This is a genomic window from Microbulbifer thermotolerans (assembly GCF_900112305.1).
GTDB classification, from domain to species: domain Bacteria; phylum Pseudomonadota; class Gammaproteobacteria; order Pseudomonadales; family Cellvibrionaceae; genus Microbulbifer; species Microbulbifer thermotolerans.
The window spans coordinates 119,029-139,056 of record NZ_FOKT01000004.1; the positions used below are offsets into that span (position 1 = coordinate 119,029).

At 58.8% G+C, this 20,028-nt stretch carries 13 protein-coding genes; 11 read left to right on the forward strand and 2 right to left on the reverse strand.

What is annotated here, in order from left to right; genetic code table 11:
- Positions 1 to 76 precede the first annotated feature (76 nt).
- Complete coding sequence (locus BM155_RS07585; RefSeq protein ID WP_074902183.1) at positions 77 to 2,722, reverse strand: penicillin-binding protein 1A; 2,646 nt, start codon at positions 2,720 to 2,722, stop codon at positions 77 to 79.
- 189 nt (positions 2,723 to 2,911) lie between these two features.
- Here BM155_RS07585 and BM155_RS07590 point away from each other — a divergent pair, with 189 nt between their 5' ends.
- The 11 genes from BM155_RS07590 (at position 2,912) to BM155_RS07640 (ending at position 19,037) form a co-directional block, all read left to right on the forward strand.
- Positions 2,912 to 3,988: a pilus assembly protein PilM gene (locus tag BM155_RS07590; RefSeq protein ID WP_074902186.1), complete on the forward strand. Its 1,077-nt coding sequence runs from the start codon at positions 2,912 to 2,914 to the stop codon at positions 3,986 to 3,988.
- A gap of 1 nt (position 3,989) precedes the next feature.
- On the forward strand, positions 3,990 to 4,565 hold the full coding sequence (locus BM155_RS07595) for a PilN domain-containing protein (protein WP_067150330.1): 576 nt from the start codon (positions 3,990 to 3,992) through the stop codon (positions 4,563 to 4,565).
- Positions 4,566 to 4,577: 12 nt separating this feature from the next.
- The gene (locus BM155_RS07600; protein WP_067150333.1) at positions 4,578 to 5,198 is read left to right on the forward strand and encodes a type IV pilus inner membrane component PilO; all 621 of its coding nucleotides are present in this window, start codon (positions 4,578 to 4,580) and stop codon (positions 5,196 to 5,198) included.
- Complete coding sequence (locus BM155_RS07605) at positions 5,195 to 5,722, forward strand: pilus assembly protein PilP (protein WP_082817342.1); 528 nt, start codon at positions 5,195 to 5,197, stop codon at positions 5,720 to 5,722. Before BM155_RS07600 ends, BM155_RS07605 begins: the two co-directional genes overlap by 4 nt.
- Before the next feature lie 2 nt (positions 5,723 to 5,724).
- Positions 5,725 to 7,929 (forward strand): type IV pilus secretin PilQ, encoded by a 2,205-nt coding sequence (locus BM155_RS07610; protein WP_067150340.1) that lies wholly within the window; start codon positions 5,725 to 5,727, stop codon positions 7,927 to 7,929.
- A 235-nt stretch (positions 7,930 to 8,164) separates the two neighbouring features.
- Positions 8,165 to 8,680: a shikimate kinase gene (locus BM155_RS07615; RefSeq protein ID WP_074902189.1), complete on the forward strand. Its 516-nt coding sequence runs from the start codon at positions 8,165 to 8,167 to the stop codon at positions 8,678 to 8,680.
- A gap of 96 nt (positions 8,681 to 8,776) precedes the next feature.
- Positions 8,777 to 9,862 (forward strand): 3-dehydroquinate synthase, encoded by a 1,086-nt coding sequence (gene aroB, locus BM155_RS07620; RefSeq protein WP_067150343.1) that lies wholly within the window; start codon positions 8,777 to 8,779, stop codon positions 9,860 to 9,862.
- A 292-nt stretch (positions 9,863 to 10,154) separates the two neighbouring features.
- The gene (gene gltB / locus BM155_RS07625) at positions 10,155 to 14,603 is read left to right on the forward strand and encodes a glutamate synthase large subunit (RefSeq protein ID WP_067150346.1); all 4,449 of its coding nucleotides are present in this window, start codon (positions 10,155 to 10,157) and stop codon (positions 14,601 to 14,603) included.
- Positions 14,604 to 14,619: 16 nt separating this feature from the next.
- Positions 14,620 to 16,047 (forward strand): FAD-dependent oxidoreductase, encoded by a 1,428-nt coding sequence (locus tag BM155_RS07630; protein WP_067150349.1) that lies wholly within the window; start codon positions 14,620 to 14,622, stop codon positions 16,045 to 16,047.
- Between the two features lie 176 nt (positions 16,048 to 16,223).
- The gene (gene hemE / locus BM155_RS07635) at positions 16,224 to 17,303 is read left to right on the forward strand and encodes a uroporphyrinogen decarboxylase (RefSeq protein ID WP_067157245.1); all 1,080 of its coding nucleotides are present in this window, start codon (positions 16,224 to 16,226) and stop codon (positions 17,301 to 17,303) included.
- Positions 17,304 to 17,672: 369 nt separating this feature from the next.
- Entirely contained in the window at positions 17,673 to 19,037 is a 1,365-nt protein-coding gene (locus tag BM155_RS07640; RefSeq protein WP_074902191.1) for a cyclic di-GMP phosphodiesterase, read from the forward strand.
- A gap of 96 nt (positions 19,038 to 19,133) precedes the next feature.
- Here BM155_RS07640 and asd read toward each other — a convergent pair whose 3' ends face one another.
- A complete protein-coding gene (gene asd, locus BM155_RS07645; RefSeq protein WP_074902201.1) occupies positions 19,134 to 20,012 on the reverse strand; it encodes an archaetidylserine decarboxylase in 879 nt (292 codons plus the stop codon).
- Between the last annotated feature and the right edge of the window lie 16 nt (positions 20,013 to 20,028).

The following is a 20,028-nucleotide window of genomic DNA, read 5'->3' on the forward strand; positions in this document are numbered from 1 at the left end:
CCTCTCCACGCAGGGCACTGAGCCCGCAAAGAACTGCACGGGCGGGTCGGAGAGGTGGGTAGCTCTGCTCTCCGACTTAAAACAGCTCTTCCGGTAATGCTTTTTCCTGTTGCTCGTCGTTAGCTGCGTCCTTGTCATCACCGTTATAAATCGGCTGATAGGCGCTGTAGGTCTCGCGGCCCGGTATCCGGTCAGCGCGGAAGATCTCGAACATGCCACCGCGGGAAGTGCGCAGGCCGGTTTTCGGATTGATGCGAACAGTAACAATGTCGTCCGGCTGAGGTAGGTGCCGCTCCGGCAGCCCCTCCAGTGCGGCACTCATAAAGTCGATCCAGATGGGGAGAGCCGCCGAGCCGCCGTACTCATTTTTGCCCAGCTCGCCATTGGAGTCGAAGCCGACCCAGGTGCTAGTGACCAAGTAGGGGCTGTAGCCGGAGAACCAGGCATCGCGCGGGCCGTTGGTGGTGCCGGTTTTGCCGGCGATATCGCCCCGTTTCATCACCAATGCGCGACGACCGGTGCCCTTCTTAATGACGTCCTTCAGGATTGAATCCATGATGTAGGCCGTTTGTGGTGATATCGCTCGGGGCGCACGGGGGCGCGCCTGTTCCCTGGCTGGATCAAGTGGTGCCGTTGGCAGGGTACGCAATTCAATCGGTTCTTCGTCCGTTGACGAGACGTCGCGCTCGAGCTGTGCTTCCAACAGATCCACGGGTTCAAGCGGAAGCTGCTCGCTTCCGGGCTCGGGACAGTTGCGGCACACCGTCAGCGGCAATGCCTGGTAGGCCAGCTGCCCGTGGACGTCCAACACTTTGTCCACCAGATAGGGTTCGATACGGTAGCCGCCGTTGGCGAAGGTGGCGTAGCCTCGGGCCACCTCGAGTGGCGTCAGCGCAGAGCTACCCAGGGCGATAGTCAGATTGCGGGCCAGCTTGCTGCGTTCGAACCCAAAGCGCTCGACAAAGCCCAGTGCATAATCGATACCCAGGGCCTGTAACAGGCGGATGGATACCAAGTTGCGCGATCGGTACAGCGCTTCGCGCAAGCGGATGGGGCCAAGAAAGCGACCGCTGTCGTTTTCGGGGCGCCACACGTCTTGCAGATTGGTTTCTTCGAAGATAATGGGCGCGTCGTTGATAATGCTGGCGGCGGTATAGCCTTTCTCGATTGCAGAAGCGTAGATAAACGGCTTGAAGTTGGAGCCGGGCTGGCGCGCCGCCTGGGTAACGCGGTTGAAATGGCTTTGATGGAAATCGTAGCCTCCAACCAGGGCGCGGATGGCGCCGTCCTCAGGATCTAAAGAAACCAGCGCGCCCTGTGCTTCCGGCACTTGTGCCAAGAGCCATTCCTCGCGCGGCTGAGCGGTTTCCTGCTCTGCAGAGGCGGGCTCATCACCGACTTCAAAGGGGTCTTCTGCGCCCGCTTCATTCCCAGCTTTCGCCGTTTCGGAGTTCGGCTCGGGTTTTATCTCCACACGGCGCAGGCGCACTACATCTCCAGGGGCGAACATTTCCTCGGCTGAGCGCAGGCGTGGCCCTCGGGCGTTTTCGGAAAGGTAAGGGCGGATGCTGTCCAGGCCGTTTTCCCAGGGTATTTCAACGACACGGCGATCCCGCAGCTGCACCTGCAGCCGCTGTGGCTCAACAGCGGTAACCACTGCAGGTTCAAGTCCTCCAAGTACTGGGATTTCATTGAGCAGATCAACCAGGAGGTCACTATCTTCCAATAATGCCGCATCCAGGCGCTGTTCCGGGCCGCGGTAGCCGTGACGGGTGTCGTATGCTTCCAGACCGCGTTGCAGCGCCTTGCGAGCCGTGTCCTGCAGGCGGCTGTCGACGGTGGTGATTATTTGATAGCCATCGGTATAGGCGTTATCGCCGAAGAGTTCTACCGCTTTCTTGCGCGCCATTTCGGCAACGTAGGGGGCGTCGAGGTCGAGGTCGCGGCCGTGATAGCTAGCGGTAACAGGAGCTGTAATGGAATTCTTGTAGTCATCCTGATCGATGTATCCCAGCTCCAGCATCCGTTTCAGAATCCAGTTGCGGCGCACCAGGGCCCGGGTGGGGTTGGCAATGGGATTATAGGTGGACGGGGCTTTGGGCAGCCCCGCCATCATGGCCCACTGGGCGAGATTGAGTTCATTGATATCACGCCCGTAATACACATGGGCCGCAGCCTGAAAACCGTAGGCGCGGTTGCCGAGAAAAATTTTATTGATGTAGAGCTCGAGAATTTCGTCTTTACTGAGTTCCTGCTCAATCTGCAACGACAGTAGTATTTCATTGAACTTGCGCAGGAACCGCTGTTCGCGGCTGAGGAAGAAGTTTCTTGCCACCTGCATGGTCAGCGTGCTGCCGCCGGACTGGATGGAGCCCGTTTGCAATAATTGTGATGCAGCTCTCACTAAACCTTTAATAGAGACGCCGTTATGGGAGTAAAATCCTGAGTCCTCGGCGGCGAGTACGGCTTTGATAAACAATTCAGGTGTTTGCTCGATCGTGATCGGGTTGCGCCGTTTCTCGCCGAATTCCCCAATCAGCTTCATGTCCTGTGAGTAGATTCGCAACGGTGTCTGCAGGCGGATATCGCGCAGGCTCTCCACCGATGGCAATCCCGGCTTGAGGTAGAGATAGATACTGGCAAAGGCCATGGCTGTTGCTGCAGCGCCTGCCAAACAGAGCCAGAGTAGGGACAGCAGGCGATTGCGGGCTTTTTCGGTCATGGAAACGCTTCTGTTGTGGGATCTGCCCCGCGGGCGGCTGCACGGGCGGGGCTCTTCTGAACTTTTTCGGATAATACAATGTTGATTATACGAATATTGTGCGCTGTTACCTATGCAATTGATGGTTGCGGCGGTAATTTAAAGTGCTATAACATCAAATTCTCATAACCCACGGAAAAGATAAGAAAAATGGGGATGCTCCCTTTCCTCAACAAAGGCCCCAAGGCCATGCTGGGACTCGATATCAGCTCCACCGCGGTCAAGCTGCTGGAGCTCAGTCGCAACGGCGACCGGTATCGGGTCGAGTGTTATGCCGTGGAGCCTCTGCCGCCCAATGCGGTGGTGGACAAAAATATCAACGACGTGGGCGCGACCGCGGAGGCTATCCGCAAGGTAGTGCGCCGTTCCAAGACCCGTCTGCGCCAGGCGGCAGTGGCTGTATCCGGCTCCGCGGTGATTACCAAAACTCTGGAAATGCCAGCGGATCTCTCCGATGATGATCTGGAGGCCCGGATAGCGCTGGAAGCAGAACAATACATTCCTTTTTCGCTCGACGAAGTAAACCTGGATTTTGAGGTGCAGGGGCCATCGGCCAAAGGCGAGGACCAAGTGGAAGTTCTGCTGGCCGCTTGTCGCAGCGAGACGGTCGAGCAGCGGGTTTCCACTCTGACCGAAGCTGAACTCCAGGCGGGGGTGGTGGATGTGGAAGCCTACGCGATTGAACGGGCTTACACACTGATGGAGCGCCAGTTCCCGCCCCAGGAGCAACTGGTGGTTGCGGTGATTGATATTGGCGCGACGATGACCGCGCTTTCGGTGCTGGTGGACGGCAAGACCGTCTACACTCGCGAACAGTTGTTTGGCGGCCGCCAGCTAACCGATGAAATCCAGCGCCGTTACGGTCTGTCTTCGGAAGAGGCCGGTTTAGCCAAGCGCCAGGGCGGTAGCGGCTTGCCGGACGATTACTATCCGGAGGTGCTGGAGCCTTTCCTCGATGCCGTGGTGCAACAAGTCACGCGCTCTCTACAATTTTTCTACTCGTCCTCTTCCTACAGCGACGTCGACTACATACTGCTTGGCGGCGGTGTAGCGGCGATGGATGGACTGGCCGATATGGTCGGTCAGAAACTCAACAAGCCGACATTGGTGGCCAATCCTTTCCTCGATATGGCGGTGGCCTCTCGGGTCAACAGCCAGGCGCTGGCCAGCGAAGCTCCGTCGCTGATGATTGCCGCCGGCCTGGCGATGCGGGAGAAGGAGTACTGAGATGGCGAAGATCAACCTACTCCCCTGGCGTCAGGAATATCGGGCGCAAAAACAGAAAGAGTTCCAACAGGTAGCCGTGTTGGTGGTAATGGCAGCCGGCTTTTCCCTGTTTCTGTGGATGAAGACCGTCGACGGTCAAATTGCCAATCAAAATGAGCGCAATCAGATACTGCAAACGGAAATCAATACGCTGAACAAGCAGGTGCGCGAAATCAAGGAGTTGAAGAAGCGCCGGCAGGAGTTGATTGATCGCATGCGCGTGATCCAAGAGTTGCAGGGCAACCGGCCGCTGGCCGTGCGCTATTTCGATGAGATGGTCCGGGCGGCACCGGAAGGGCTTTGGCTGACCAGCCTGGCGCGCAAAGGTAATGCGGTGCAAATCGCCGGGGTGGCGGAATCCAACAACCGGGTTTCCTCCTTTATGCGCAATCTGGATCAGTCCGACTGGTATGAAAACCCCAACCTCACGGGAGTGACCGCCAGGCCTGAATTCGGCGAACAGGCCAGCGCTTTCCAGATGACTGTCAATGTCAGCGGGCGCAAAAAAGACGAAGAACAAGCTGACGCGGGAAATTAAAGGGGCCCGACCATGGCATTGGAGGATACGCTCAAAAAACTTAACGAGCTCGATATCAACGATATCGATTTCTCGCGCGTGGGAGTCTGGCCTCTGGCCGGGCGCGTGGCATTGCTGATCGTAATCGCTGCCGTATTGATTGCCGGAGGTTATTACGTCTTGATCAGCGATCGCTATCAACAGCTGGAGCTGGCCGCCAACAAGGAACAGGAACTGTTTACACAGTTCGAGCGCAAGTCGTTCGAGGCGGCCAACCTGGATGCCTATCGCGAACAGCTGGCGGAAATGGAAGATATCTTTGGCGCTCTGTTGAAACAGCTTCCCAAGGACACAGAGGTACCGGGGCTGCTGGAGGATATCGACGAGTATGGCCGCGGCAGTGGGCTCACTATTAAAAAGGTGCAGCTGGAGAATGAGCAGGTCGGCGAATTTTATGTTGAGCTGCCCATCCGCATCGAGGTGGAAGGCGGTTATCACGAATTTGGGGCTTTCGTCAGCGGTATCGCAGGTATGCCGCGCATCGTCACCCTGCATGATTTTGATATCAAGACAAGTAAAGACAGCGGTGCATTGCTGAGTATGGTCATCAATGCCAAGACCTATCGCTACAAGGATCAGGGGGAAGAGGGATGATGAAACGCATTGCCCTTGTCTCGGTCCTGCTGACTCTGGCCGGCTGCGCGCTCGACGGCGACCACAGTGACCTGCGGCAGAAAATGGCCGCGGTTAAACACAAGCCGAAGGGGCAGATAGAACCGATACCTACCTTCACGCCATACAGCCCCTATGTCTACAGTGCGGCCGCTCAGCGCAGTCCGTTCAGCCGTCCGGTGCTGGAGTCTGAACAGCGGTTGGTGGGGCGCAAGCTCGATGTGGCACCAGACTTAAACCGCCAGCGGGAACTGCTAGAACGCTTCAATTTTGATGCCTTGTCCATGGTGGGAACCCTGTCCAGGGGCGGCCAGCTCTGGGCGCTGATCGACGACGGCGAGGGTGGTATTCACCGAATCACCGTCGGCAATTATCTGGGCAAGAACCACGGGCGGGTGGTCAACGCCTCAGAAACCCAGATTGATGTTTTGGAAATCGTACCGGATGGCACCGGTGGCTGGATCGAAAGGCCGCGGGCGCTGACTTTGGAAGAGAAGGACAACTGATAATGATCAACACGCAACTCGCCAGGTTAATGGCTCTCTTTCGGGTTCTGTTGCTCAGTTTGGCGCTGATCCCAGCGGTTTCGTCGGCTCAGGTCAACCAGCTAAACGACATCCAGTTTTCCGAGCTGCCCGGAGGCCGTGTACAGTTGCGGCTCACGTTCAGTGATCTGCCGCCGGAACCCACCGGATACACTATTGAGCAGCCGGCCCGCATAGTGATGGATTTTGCCGGTGTGGAGAGCGCGCTGCCAGAGAAAAAGTATTCTTTGGGTATCGGCAGTGCGCGCAGCGCCGTGGTGGTCTCCAGTGAAGACCGCACTCGCCTGATCGTCAATCTGGATCAACTGCCGGTCTATACCAGCGAACGCAAAGGTAACCAAGTTATCATGGAGATAGGTGCGGACTCCGCGACAACGGCTTCCGTGGCCGCAGCTCCGGTAACGCCAAGCCATGATCAGGGCTTGAATCTCGGTGGACAGAAGCAGTTCCGGGCCGCGGGGGATGTGGCCATCCGCAATGTGGATTTCCGCCGCGGTGAAGCGGGTGAAGGCAAGCTGATAGTGAGTCTTACGGACCCGGCGGTGAATATCGATGTCGAGCGTACCCGCGGCAAGATTATGCTGACTTTTCTCGGCGCGGATTTGCCGGAGTCTCTGCGCCAGCGTCTGGATGTCACCGATTTTGCGACTCCGGTCAAAACCATCACCGTCGATTATGACGGCCGCAACTCTGTGATTTCGGTGGAGCCCTCAGGCAGCGATTACGATTACCTGGCCTATCAGGCGGACGGTGAGTATGTGCTGAGCGTCAAACCGCTCACGGTGGCGGAAATACGCGAGAAACAGAAAGAGTTCCAGTTCACTGGCGAGAAGCTGTCGCTGAACTTCCAAGATATTGAAGTGCGTTCCGTACTGCAGCTGATCGCGGACTTCACTGACCTCAACTTGGTGGCCAGCGATACAGTCAGTGGCCGAATCACCCTGCGTCTCGACGGTGTACCCTGGGATCAGGCGCTGGATCTGATCCTGAAAGCCAAGGGGCTGGACAAACGTCAGGAGGGCAATGTGATTATGGTGGCGCCGGCGGCGGAAATTGCTGAGCGCGAGCGCCAGGAGCTGGAAACTCGCAAGCAGCTTGAAGAGCTGGCTCCGCTGCATACCGAGTATATCCACGTGCGTTACGCCGACGCGCGCGAACTGTTTACGCTCTTCTCTGGTCAACAGCAGGGTGGTGGATTTAATCAGGGCAATTTTGCCGGTGGTCGGCAGGACGATGACCAGCGCAGCATCCTCTCGTCCCGTGGTAGTGCCATTGTCGACGAGCGCACCAACACAATTATTTTGACAGACACTGAAGAGAAGATTGCCCAGTTCCGCGAACTGATCGAAGCCATTGATATTCCCATCCGCCAAGTCATGATCGAGGCGCGCATCGTCAACGCCAACTCGGATTTCCAGCGGGACTTTGGAGTGCAGTGGAACTACGTCGAAAGCCACAATATTGATGACGACAAGATAGGTATTGGTTCTGGAACCCAGGATTCTGGCACTGTTACTGGTAATGGTTCGGGGCCAAGCGTCTCTTCGCCAGTCAGTACGCACGGCGCGCCCTTGGTGGACTTAGGATTGACGGAGTCGGCTGGCAGCATTGCCTATGCGATCTTGAAAGACAACTTCTATCTGGGCCTGGAATTGTCGGCGTTGGAGGATGTGGGTAAGGCGGAGATTGTCTCCCAGCCCAAGGTGATGACTGGCGACAAGCAAGAGGCCACTATCCAGTCTGGTGTGGAAATCCCCTATCTGGAGGCCACCTCCTCCGGGGCTGCATCGGTGACTTTCCGCGAGGCGGTGCTGCAGCTGAGTGTGACGCCGCAGATTACGCCGGACAACAACATCATCATGGACCTGCAGATCGACCAGAATAGCGTCGGCGAACTGTATACCGACTTGGCAACCGGTAGCGAGATCCCGGCTATTAACGTCAATACCCTCTCGACCAAGGTGCTGGTCAGCAACGGGGAGACGTTGGTACTCGGTGGTATTTTTGAAAGCCAGGTAATCGAAGGTGAGACCAAGGTGCCGCTACTGGGGGACATCCCCTATTTGGGCCACTTGTTTAAGAGGAGCACCCGCCAGAATGACAAGCGCGAGCTGCTGATCTTTATCACGCCGCGGATAATGGAAGACGAGTTCTTCTTCTCCAAGTAGTGATTGCCACGACGGTAGGGATACCAGGTCGTCAGGCACAAGGATGTGCAGCCCCTTCACCTATTACACTCAAAATAGGTGCAATGCCGAGAAGACCCGCCGGCTGAGAGCGGGAACCGAGCTAGTCCCACACGAGCTTTCCCAAACACTTAGAGTCAAGCATGCCCAACAGCGAGGCTGCTTATTCTTGCCGCCTAGTGTATCGTAGAAAAAACGCTCCAAATTAAGACACTACGTGATCGAACACTCTATCTTTCTCGTCGGCCCCATGGGGGCTGGCAAGTCCACTATCGGAAAACTGCTGGCGCTTCAGTTGGGTCTGCCTTTCGCGGATACCGACAAGGTGCTGGAAGATCGCACCGGTGCCGATATCCCCTGGATTTTCGATGTCGAGGGTGAGGCGGGCTTCCGGCGCCGTGAGAGCGAAGTGCTCGAGGATCTATGCCGGGGGCCCGTGCAGGTGATCGCTACCGGCGGAGGTATAGTGCTCGCAGAGCAAAACCGCCGGCAGCTGAAAAAACACGGATTGGTCGTCTATCTGCAGGCGAGCGCGGACCAATTGCTCGAGCGTACCGCCAAGAATTCCAATCGCCCTTTGCTGCGGGTGGCCGATCCCCGCGCGCGTATTATCGAATTGCTGGAGCAGAGGGATCCGCTTTACCGGGAAGTGGCGGACCTTATTTGCGATACCGACGATTGCACACCGAAACAAGCCGCCCTTATGGTGGCTGAGCGGCTGGTAAGTGATTAGCCCGGTTCCACGCCTGTGCTAAAGTGCCCTCCTGCCCGCGGTGCGGCCGCCCGTGGGTTTGCACCGGAAATGTTGGAATGTCATTAGGAGGGCGCAGTGCACAGTCTGAATGTGGAACTGGGAGATCGCAGCTATCCCATCGTGATCGGATCGCAGTTGTTGGGTGATCCGCAATATCTCCTCCCCTATATCCGCGGCAGGCAGGTCTGCGTGGTGACCAATGAGACTGTTGCGCCCCTGTACCTGGAGCGGCTGCTCGAGGGCTTGTCGGATTTCGACAAGGTGGACACCATCGAATTGCCTGACGGTGAGACCTTCAAAACCCTGGATACGCTCAACCGGATCTTCGACCTGCTACTCGAGCGGCGCCACAACCGCACGACCACTCTGATCGCACTCGGTGGCGGCGTAATCGGCGATATGACCGGTTTTGCCGCCGCCTGCTACCAGCGGGGTGTTGATTTTGTGCAAGTGCCGACAACGCTGTTGGCGCAGGTGGATTCCTCCGTTGGCGGCAAGACTGGAGTCAACCACCCCCTGGGCAAGAACATGATCGGCGCTTTCTACCAGCCCCGCATGGTGCTGGCCGATATGGATACATTGAGCACCCTGCCAAAAAGGGAGCTGGCGGCAGGGATCGCTGAAGTCATCAAATACGGCCTTATCTGTGACGCCCCTTTCTTTGAATGGCTGGAAGGCAATATGCCGCGTCTTCTGGCGTGTGAACCCGAGGCACTGGCCTATGCGGTGGATCGCTGTTGCCGAGACAAGGCCGCAGTGGTGGCGGAGGATGAGCGGGAGTCCGGGCGCCGCGCCATACTGAATTTTGGGCACACCTTCGGTCATGCGATCGAAGCGGTACAAGGGTATGGCAGTTGGCTGCACGGCGAGGCGGTGGCTGCCGGCATGGTGATGGCGGCGGAGTTGTCCAGTCTGCGCGGCGATATCGATGCCGGCTTGGTAGGGCGTATCCGCGCTCTGCTGGCTGCCGCGGAACTTCCCCTGGCAGCCCCGGAAGGTATGGCAGTGCAACAGTTCCTCGACGCCATGGCGGTGGACAAGAAAGTCTTGGACGGTCGCCTTCGTTTGGTACTGCTGCGCGCGTTGGGAACGGCGCAAATCGTCGACGACACCCCGCGGGAGTTGCTGGTAGAAGCGCTTCGGAATTGCGGTGCCGTATGACAAATAGCCTGCAAACTTTGCAATGCTGAGGATTTTTTGACGGATTTTTATAGAGAAAGAAGATAAATCTGTTTTTTATGTAGCAGGCAGGAGAAAAATCTGGCAATTCTTGCAATTGCAGTTGCCCGCCAGTAATATTGCGCGCCCCCTCCGAAAAACCGGGGGCAGCAAAATGCCAACAAGAAACAAGGAAAAGCCCCGCTAGTGGGCTTTTTTTGTCTGGGGTGACAGCAACCGCGGCACGCGGACCTGGGGCTCCGGAGATCCCGCAACGATAAAGATGAGGAATTCTATGGGTAGCGGTCTGTATCGGTTGGATGAGTTCAAGGACAACTGCGGTTTTGGTCTGATCGCACACTTGAAGGGCGAGGCCAGTCACAAGCTGGTGCAGACCGCCATCGAGTCCCTGACCTGCATGACACACCGCGGCGGTATTGCCGCCGATGGGAAGACCGGTGACGGCTGTGGCCTCCTGCTGCAGAAACCCGATGCGTTTCTGCGCGCCGAGGCGCGCGATGTCTGTGGCGCGGAGCTGACCGATACCTACGCCGTCGGCGCCATTATGCTGCCCCTGGATGAGGCCGCTGCGCAGAGCGCGCGGGAAACCCTCGCGCGTGAACTGGAAGCCCAGGGCCTGCGTGTGGCTGGATGGCGCCCCGTACCCACCAACCCGGACTGCCTGGGCCCCATAGCGCGGGAGTCTCTGCCGCGTTTTGAACACCTGTTGGTCAACGACGCCGAAGAACCGCTGGGTGAGCAAAAATTCACCGCGCGACTCTATGTCGCCCGGCGCAAAGCGGAGCAGCAGCTCGGTGAAGGCGTTTATATCGCCAGTTTGTCTACCGGGGTTTTGTCTTATAAAGGCTTGATGATCCCGGCGGATTTGCCGAAATTCTTTCCCGAACTGGCGGACCCGCGGCTGGAAAGCGCCATCTGTGTATTCCATCAGCGCTTTTCCACCAACACCATGCCGCGCTGGCCGCTGGCACAGCCGTTCCGCCTGCTGGCGCACAACGGTGAGATCAACACTATCACTGGCAACCGGAACTGGTCAGTGGCGCGTACGCCCAAGTTCTGTACGCCTCTCATCCCGGAGCTCACGGAACTGGCGCCGCTGGTTAACCGCGAGGGCTCCGACTCCTCCAGTCTCGACAATATGCTGGAGATGCTGCTCGCCGGGGGTATAGAGCTGCACCGGGCGGTGCGTATGCTGGTGCCGCCGGCCTGGCAGAATGTCGAGGACATGGACCCGGATCTGCGCGCCTTCTACGAATACAACTCCATGCACATGGAACCCTGGGACGGCCCTGCCGGCCTGGTGATGACCGATGGCCGCTATGCCGTTTGCACCCTGGACCGCAATGGTTTGCGCCCCTCCCGCTGGGTGATCACCAAGGATGACCTGATTACCGTTGCGAGTGAAATCGGTGTCTACGACTATGCGCCGGAAGACGTTGTCGCTAAGGGGCGGCTGGGCCCGGGACAGATGCTGTCGGTGGATACCCGCGAGGGCAAGTTGTTGCACACTGCCGATATCGACAACATGCTCAAGCGTTCCCAGCCCTATAAACGCTGGTTGAAGGAGAAGGCCAAGCGCATCCGCTCCACGCTGGTCACTGCGCCAGTGGACAACAACTTTTCCTTTGCGCAGTTTAAGGTCTACCAGAAATTGTTCAGCTCCTCCCTGGAAGAGCGCAACAATGTGGTCCGCCCCATGGCCGAGGCCGGTCAGGAAGCGGTGGGTTCCATGGGGGACGATACGCCCATGGCGGTACTGTCGCGCCACAACCGCTCCCTGTACGACTATTTCCGTCAGCAGTTCGCTCAGGTTACCAACCCGCCGATAGATCCGCTGCGGGAAACCATAGTGATGTCCCTGGAGACCTGCCTGGGGCGGGAGAAGTCTGTCTTCGAGGAAACGCCGGAACACGCCGACCGGGTTATTCTGGCCTCGCCGGTGTTGTCGCACATCAAATTCACCGCGCTGTTGAATCTGGATCGGCCCGGCTTTGAGGCCAAGATCTTTGACCTGAATTACGACCCGCAGCAGCTGGACCTAAAGGGGGCCATTCAAAAGCTTTGCTCTGATGTGGAGGCTGCAGTGCGCGCCGGCACCGTGATTGTGGTGCTGTCCGACCGGGAAATCCGCGAGGACCGGCTGCCGATTGATGCCCTGTTGGCCACCGGTGCCGTGCACCACCACTTGGTGCACGCCGGTCTGCGTTGCGACTCCAATGTCGTGTTGGATACCGCCAGTGCCCGCGATGCCCACCAGGTTGCATGCCTGATTGGTGTCGGCGCCACAGCGGTGCACCCCTATTTCTCCTACAGCATCATCAATCACCTGATTGAAACCGGTGAATTGTTGCTGGACGCGGCCGAGGCGCAGAAGAACTACCGTAAAGGCATCGTCAAAGGACTGCTGAAGATACTGTCCAAGATGGGGATATCCACCGTGGCCTCCTATAGGGGCGCCCTGTTGTTCGAGTTGGTGGGACTCGACAGGGAAGTGGTGGATCTTTGCTTCCCGGGCGCGCCCAGCCGTATCCAGGGGGCGGGTTTTGCCGAGCTGCAGGCGGATATGGCCGCGCGCGCGAAGCTGGCATGGAAGGCCCGCAAGCCGGTTTCTCCGGGCGGATTGCACAAATTTGTCTGGGGCCAGGAGTATCACACCTTCAACCCGGATGTGGTCAGCACGCTGCGGCGCGCCGCGCGCACAGGCGACTATGCCGCCTACCGCGAATACGCTGAACTGGTCAACAAGCGCCCGGTGGCGACCTTGCGCGATCTTCTGGCGTTTAAAGAGGAGGTAGAGCCGCTTCCCCTGGACCAGGTGGAGCCGGTGGAGAATATTCTGCGCCGCTTCGATTCCGCCGCCATGTCCCTCGGAGCCCTGTCGCCGGAGGCCCACGAATCCCTCGCGCAGGCGATGAACCGGCTCGGCGGCCGCTCCAACAGCGGTGAGGGCGGTGAGGACCCGGCGCGTTTTGGTACCGATAAGGTTTCCAAGATCAAGCAGGTAGCATCCGGCCGTTTCGGCGTCACCCCACACTATCTGGTCAACGCAGAGGTGCTGCAGATCAAGATCGCCCAGGGCGCCAAGCCCGGCGAGGGCGGCCAGCTGCCCGGCGGCAAAGTGAATGAATTGATCGCGCGGCTGCGCTATTCCGTGCCCGGCGTGACACTTATCTCGCCGCCGCCGCACCACGACATCTATTCAATCGAAGACCTGGCCCAGCTGATCTTTGACCTCAAGCAGGTCAATCCGGATGCACTGGTGTCCGTGAAATTGGTGTCGCGCCCCGGTGTCGGCACTATCGCCGCGGGGGTGGCCAAGGCCTACGCCGACCTGATCACCATCTCCGGCTACGACGGCGGCACTGCCGCCAGCCCCATTACCTCTATTCGCTACGCCGGCTCGCCCTGGGAGCTGGGCCTGGCGGAAACTCACCAGACGCTGCGCGCCAACGACCTGCGCGACAAGGTGCGGTTGCAGACCGATGGCGGCCTCAAAACAGGTTTGGATGTGGTCAAGGCGGCGATACTCGGCGCTGAAAGTTTCGGCTTTGGGACCGCGCCCATGGTGGCGCTGGGTTGTAAATACCTGCGCATCTGTCACCTGAACAACTGTGCTACCGGTGTCGCCACCCAGAACAAGGACCTGCGCGATGAGCACTACATCGGCACCGCGGAAATGGCTATGAACTTCTTCCGCTTTGTGGCCGAGGAGACCCGCGAGTGGATGGCGCGCCTGGGTGTTCGCACGATCGATGAGCTGGTCGGCCGTGTCGACCTTCTGCGTGTGCTCGATGGTGAGACGGACAAGCAGCGGAAACTGGATTTGTCGCCGCTGTTGCACTCCGACCCACTGCTCGACAGCAAGCCACAAATCTGCCGCCTGCCGAAAAACGCGCCGTGGGACAAGGGCGAGCTGGCGGAGCGAATGGTGGCGGAGATACTGCCGGCGATCGAGGGCCTGTCTGGTGGCGAGTACAGCTACAAAATCACTAATTGCGACCGGTCAATAGGAGCGCGCCTATCCGGTGAGATCGCCAAGCGCCATGGCAACCAGGGAATGGTAGACGCACCGATCAAAGTGCATCTGCAAGGGGTTGCCGGTCAATCCTTTGGTGTCTGGAATGCCGGTGGTCTGGAGATGTATCTGGAAGGGGATGCCAACGACTATGTGGGCAAAGGTATGGCCGGCGGCAAGCTGGTGATCCGCCCGCCGGCGGGCAGCGCCTTTGCCAGCCGTGAAACCAGCATTGTCGGCAATACCTGCCTCTACGGCGCCACCGGCGGCAAACTGTTCGCCGCCGGGCGTGCTGGCGAGCGTTTCGGCGTGCGCAATTCCGGCGCCTTCGCGGTGGTGGAAGGTGCCGGCGACCACTGCTGTGAATATATGACTGGCGGTATGGTCGCTGTGTTGGGAGACACCGGGGTGAACTTCGGTGCCGGGATGACCGGAGGCTTTGCTTACGTACTGGATCTGAAGCGCAATTTCTTCGACAAGTGCAACCACGAGTTGATTGAACTGCGGCGTATCAGCAGCGAAACACTGGAGCCCTATCAGAGCCACTTGCGCGAAGTGATCGAGGAGTATGCCGCGGAGACCGGCAGTGAATGGGGCGCGGAGTTGCTGGATAACTTCGACGATTACCTGAGCAAGTTCTGGCTGGTTAAACCCAAGGCCGCGAGCCTCGCCGGCCTGTTGGCCGATGTGCAAAAACGCGGTGAATAAGGGGGGTGATGGATCTATGAAAGAAAGACTGAGTAACGATTTCCAGTTTGTCGATGTGAGTCGTGCCGACCCACCGAAAAAAGACATCATCACCCGTACTAACGAGTTCGTTGAAATTTATCAGCCGTTCAGTGAACGGCAGGTAGCCAATCAGGCACACCGCTGTCTGGATTGCGGTAACCCCTACTGTGAAACCGGCTGTCCGGTGCACAATTACATCCCCAACTGGCTGAAACTCGTCACGGAGGGGAATGTGATGGAGGCGGCCGAACTCAGCCACCAGACCAACTCCCTGCCCGAGGTGTGTGGCCGGGTCTGCCCCCAGGACCGCCTGTGTGAAGGGGCCTGTACCCTGGGTGACGGATTCGGTGCCGTCACTATCGGTTCCGCGGAAAAGTACATTACCGATACCGCCTTTGCTCTCGGCTGGCGCCCGGACCTTTCCCATGTGCAGAAGACCGGCAAGCGCGTCGCCGTGATCGGCGCTGGCCCTGCCGGGCTCGCCTGTGCCGACGTATTGGTGCGCAACGGCGTGCAGCCGGTGGTATTCGACCGATATCCCGAGATCGGCGGCCTGATTACCTTTGGCATTCCGGAATTCAAGCTGGAAAAGTCCGTTATGCAACGGCGCCGCCAGGTTTTCACCGACATGGGCATCGAGTTTTGCCTCAACACTGAGGTCGGCAAGGATATCGCTTTCGATGCATTGCTGCGGGATTACGATGCCGTGTTTATGGGGATGGGCACATACAATTACATGAAGGGCGGTTTTCCCGGCGAGGACCTGCCGGGCGTCTATGACGCTCTGCCGTTCTTGATCGGCAACGTAAACCGCAACATGGGCTGGGAGAAAAATCCCGAAGAGTTTATTTCCGTCGAAGGCAAGCGGGTTGTTGTACTCGGCGGCGGGGACACCGCCATGGATTGCAACCGCAGCTCCATCCGCCAGGGGGCCAAGAGCGTGACCTGCGCCTACCGCCGGGACGAAGAGAATATGCCGGGTTCCCGCCGCGAAGTGGCCAATGCCAAAGAGGAAGGGGTGCGCTTCCTGTTTAACCGGCAGCCGGTGGAAATTGTTGGAGGTGGCACCGGCGGCGGCGTCACTGGTGTCAAAGTAGTGACCACCGAGCTGGGCGAAGCGGATGAAAATGGCCGCCGCCGCCCGCAGGTGGTGCCGGGCTCGGAGGAGATTATTCCGGCGGATGTTGTTCTGGTTGCCTTCGGCTTCCGTCCCAGCCCGCCGGACTGGCTGGCGGAGCACGGAATCCAGGTGGCCGAGTGGGGCGGCGTGCTGGCGCCCGCAGAGCAGCGTTTCAAGTACCAGACCAGTAACGAAAAAGTCTTTGCCGGTGGCGATATGGTGCGCGGCTCGGACTTGGTGGTTACCGCCATTTGGGAGGGCCGCCAGGCCGCAGAGGGTATTCTCGACTATCTGGACGTTTAAACCGGCCGATGTTGCAGGGCGCTGAGCCCCGGCTCCGCGCCCTGCAAACGCCATACGTGTTTTTCCCTGTCGCCGTCAGCCCACCGGTGTGCTGCCCCCCCCTGTTTCCGCCCCTCGCACCTCTGTACAATAGCCGTCCTTTTTAACCCGCCCTCGCCGAGAATATGGTGCAGTCCATGTCTGATTCCCCCTTCTCCACACTGAAAAACGACCGCTTTCTGCGCGCTTTGCTGCGCCAGCCGGTGGACCGCACGCCGGTTTGGATGATGCGTCAGGCGGGTCGCTATCTGCCCGAGTACCGCGCTAGCCGTGCCCGTGCGGGGAGCTTTATGGACTTGTGCCGCAATGCGGACTTGGCTTGCGAAGTGACCCTCCAGCCATTGGAACGCTATCCGCTGGATGCTGCCATTCTCTTTTCGGATATCCTCACGGTGCCCGATGCGATGGGCCTGGGGCTTTACTTTGAAGAAGGCGAGGGGCCGAAATTCCGCAAACCGCTGCGCTCCGCTGCTGATATAGAGGCACTGGAGGTCGTCGACAGCGAGCGGGACCTCGACTATGTGATGCGTGCGGTCTCCACCATTCGCCGGGAGCTGAACGGGCGTGTGCCGCTGATCGGATTTTCCGGCAGCCCCTGGACCCTGGCCACTTATATGATCGAGGGGGGCTCCAGCCGCGATTTCGCCCGCAGTAAGGAGATGCTCTACAACCGACCCGAACTGATGCATCAGTTACTCTCCGTACTTGCGGACTCGGTGACGGATTATCTCAACGCACAGATCCGCGCCGGCGCCCAGGCTGTACAGATTTTCGATACTTGGGGCGGGGTTCTGGGACACGCGGCTTACCGGGAATTTTCCCTGCAATATATGGCCCGTATCATCCGAGGTTTGACCAAGGAGGCGGAAGGCCGCCCAGTGCCGACGATTCTGTTTACCAAGGGCGGTGGCCAGTGGCTGGAAGCCATGGCGGAAAGTGGTGCGAGTGCCTTAGGGCTGGATTGGACCACGGATCTGCGCCAGGCCCGTGCCAGCGTCGGAGACCGGGTAGCCTTGCAGGGGAACCTGGATCCGGCGGTACTCTATGCCAGCCCCAAGCGGATTCGTGCGGAGGTGGCGGCGCTACTGGAATCCTACGGCCCCGGTCCGGGCCATGTTTTCAACCTGGGCCACGGTATTACCCCGAAGGTGGACCCTGAGCACGCAGGGGCGATGATAAAAGCGGTGCAGGAGCTGTCGCCCGCCTACCACGGTTAATCATCGCCGGGCGCCTGTCCCGAGATAAGAAAAGAAATCTCTGTGACTGCTGTCACAGGGGCGGGGCTGCGGGCTGCCGCAATGCCGTGGTATAAAGATCTCCGTCTATGTGGCTTGCCCGCTCACGGGGCTGGGGAACCTCTGATTAATTCGGGTGAGCACCGTAGTTGGCTTCGGTACGCTGAAGTAAGTGGGGGATTGTTCGACAACACTTGAGTACTTCTCTGTAGCTCCCGTCCTGAATCCGAGGGCTTCGGAATAGCCATTCCGTCACCTGAGCTTTTCACCTGGCATCGAAGTCTCTTTTCTGCCAGGCAGTGAATTAGTCAGCGGTTCCTAAGAACTCAAAACCCGGCGACAGTACATCCAGTGGCGATTGAACAGGTAAAAATTTCTGTAGAAGACCTGCAGCGCGGCATGTTTGTGTCTAGGTTAGACCGGCCCTGGACACAAACGCCTTTTGCGCTGCAGGGGTTCTATATTCGCGACCTGGAAGAAATTCGCCAGCTCAAAAAATATTGCCGTTACGTCTATGTAGACGTAACCAGGAGTGTTGGTGACGCCGGCATCAGACTGCGCCACATGGCCAGTGCCGCCACCCGCAATGCACCCTCCGCGGCCCGCCGTCGCAATGGCCGCGTGCCACTGGCCATCCCCTGCCGCCCGGTACAGGTCCACCACAAGGCTTATCCACCCCCCGCGCCAGCGCGCGGTGAAGCGGGCAGGGCGCGCAAACTGCAGCGGCGCCTGATGGCCAGCATGCGCGAGGTAATGGTGCAGATCCACACGGACCGCCCTCTGCCAGTCCAGCAGCTCAACAAGGTGGTCGAAGATTTAGTCGACAGCGTCTTGTGTAGCCCCGATGCCCTCAGCTGGTTGGCCCGCGTGCGAGACAAGGACGAACACACATACAGCCACTCCATTCGCGCCAGCATTTGGGCGGCGGTTTTCGGCCGTCATATCGGCCTGCGCCGCCATGAATTGGTACAGCTGGGTACAGCCGCGCTGCTCAAGGACGTGGGCAAGCTGATGATTGCCGATGAAGTACTGCAGATGTGCAATAGAGACCCGCGCAGCGAACTGGAATACCGCAAGTTTGTCGAACACAGCGTAAAGCTGTTGTCCGCGGAAGCGGCGCTCGATCCGCAAGTGATCAATATTATCCGCTGTCACCGCGAGCGCCACGACGGCAGCGGCTACCCCCAGGGATTGCGTGGAGACAAAATTCCAGTGCTGGCGCGCATGTGCGGTATTGTGACCTTCTATGACGAGGCCACCAATCCCCGCGATGTCAGTGTGCCGGTAGCACCCTCCCAGGCGGTGACACAACTCTACGACCTGCGCGATATTGCGTTCCAGGAGCAGCTGGTGGTCGAGTTTATCCAGTCCATTGGCCTGTACCCGACCGGAACCCAAGTGGAACTGTCCACCGGCGAAGTGGGGGTGGTAGTGGAGCAGACCTATCGGCAGCGCTTGAATCCCAAAGTAATGGTGGTGCTGGATAGCAGCAAGCGGCCACTGGAAAAGATGCGCCTGTTCGATATGGCTGCGGAGAACGGACGCAAGCAAAAATTAATCGAGCGGGGTAAACTCAGCGTTTGCGACAAGGTCACCATCGTCAAGGATGTGGAGCCGGGCACCTATCCACAGGTGGATGTCAACGCAGTGTGTGAGTCTTACTTGTTCAGCCGGCAGAAGCTGCCGGCATTTCTGTCCCGTCTTGTTAAGCGTTAGGCACGCATCCCTGTCGTTTCCGGCCTGTACCCGGCCAGCGCGCAATTTCCATTCCATTGTTTGAGTGCCCCTGACCATACGCAGCGTTTGGGTGAATTAGTCAGCGTTCTCCCGGTGCTCTGCGGGCTGAATATCGCCAAAATGCTGTCCCATTTTCACCGGGCTTTCGGCATCGAGGGATTCCAGCCAGCGCACCCTGTCTGCGCCGAAGAGCATGATCACCGTGGAGCCCAGTTTGAAGCGGCCCATCTCCGCGCCTTTTTCCAATTGGATGGGCGTGTTATCGCCGTAACTAGTACTGCGCACCCGGCGTTTGTGCGGTGTTACCAGGCCGGCCCATACCGTTTCAATACTGGCGACGATCATGGCCCCAACCAGGATCATTGCCATGGGGCCAGCGGCGGTATCGAAGACGCAGACAACCCGTTCGTTGCGGGCGAAGAGCCGCGGCACTGTTTCGGTGGTGACATCATTGACCGAAAACAGTTGTCCCGGCACGTGGATCATGCGGCGCAGCGTACCGCTCACTGGCATGTGCACTCTGTGGTAGTCCCGCGGTGACAGATAAATCGTGGCGAAGCTGCCGCCAGTGAACTGTGCCGCCAGCCCTGGATCCCCGCCCACCAGCTCCAGCAGACTGTAGTCGTGCCCCTTGGCCTGAAAAATACGGCCGTTGTGGATTTCCCCCTGCTGGCTGACGGCGCCATCGGCGGGACAGGCGAGGGTGGAATCCCCCTCTACCAGCGGGCGCACACCGGGTTTCAGCGCGCGGGTAAAGAAATCGTTGAAGGTGTCGTAGGCGGTGCAATCGCTCTGCTCGGCCTCACTCATATCCACATCGTATTTATCCACGAACCAGCGGGTGAAGGGGTCTTTGACCCATTTGATACGTGTTTCCGCGAGCCAGCCGGCGGCTCGGGACAGTGCGTGTTGGGGCGTCAGATATTGCAGAGCAGCGAATAGTTTGGGATGCATAATGTGATTTTTAATA

What these genes read in the sequence shown, in the direction of transcription:
- BM155_RS07585 (WP_074902183.1), bottom strand. Translation starts at nt 2,722, where the DNA reads ATGACCGAAAAAGCCCGCAATCGCCTGCTGTCCCTACTCTGGCTCTGT.
- BM155_RS07590 (WP_074902186.1), top strand. Translation starts at nt 2,912, where the DNA reads ATGGGGATGCTCCCTTTCCTCAACAAAGGCCCCAAGGCCATGCTGGGA.
- BM155_RS07595 (WP_067150330.1), top strand. Translation starts at nt 3,990, where the DNA reads ATGGCGAAGATCAACCTACTCCCCTGGCGTCAGGAATATCGGGCGCAA.
- BM155_RS07600 (WP_067150333.1), top strand. Translation starts at nt 4,578, where the DNA reads ATGGCATTGGAGGATACGCTCAAAAAACTTAACGAGCTCGATATCAAC.
- BM155_RS07605 (WP_082817342.1), top strand. Translation starts at nt 5,195, where the DNA reads ATGATGAAACGCATTGCCCTTGTCTCGGTCCTGCTGACTCTGGCCGGC.
- BM155_RS07610 (WP_067150340.1), top strand. Translation starts at nt 5,725, where the DNA reads ATGATCAACACGCAACTCGCCAGGTTAATGGCTCTCTTTCGGGTTCTG.
- gltB (WP_067150346.1), top strand. Translation starts at nt 10,155, where the DNA reads ATGGGTAGCGGTCTGTATCGGTTGGATGAGTTCAAGGACAACTGCGGT.
- BM155_RS07630 (WP_067150349.1), top strand. Translation starts at nt 14,620, where the DNA reads ATGAAAGAAAGACTGAGTAACGATTTCCAGTTTGTCGATGTGAGTCGT.
- hemE (WP_067157245.1), top strand. Translation starts at nt 16,224, where the DNA reads ATGTCTGATTCCCCCTTCTCCACACTGAAAAACGACCGCTTTCTGCGC.
- asd (WP_074902201.1), bottom strand. Translation starts at nt 20,012, where the DNA reads ATGCATCCCAAACTATTCGCTGCTCTGCAATATCTGACGCCCCAACAC.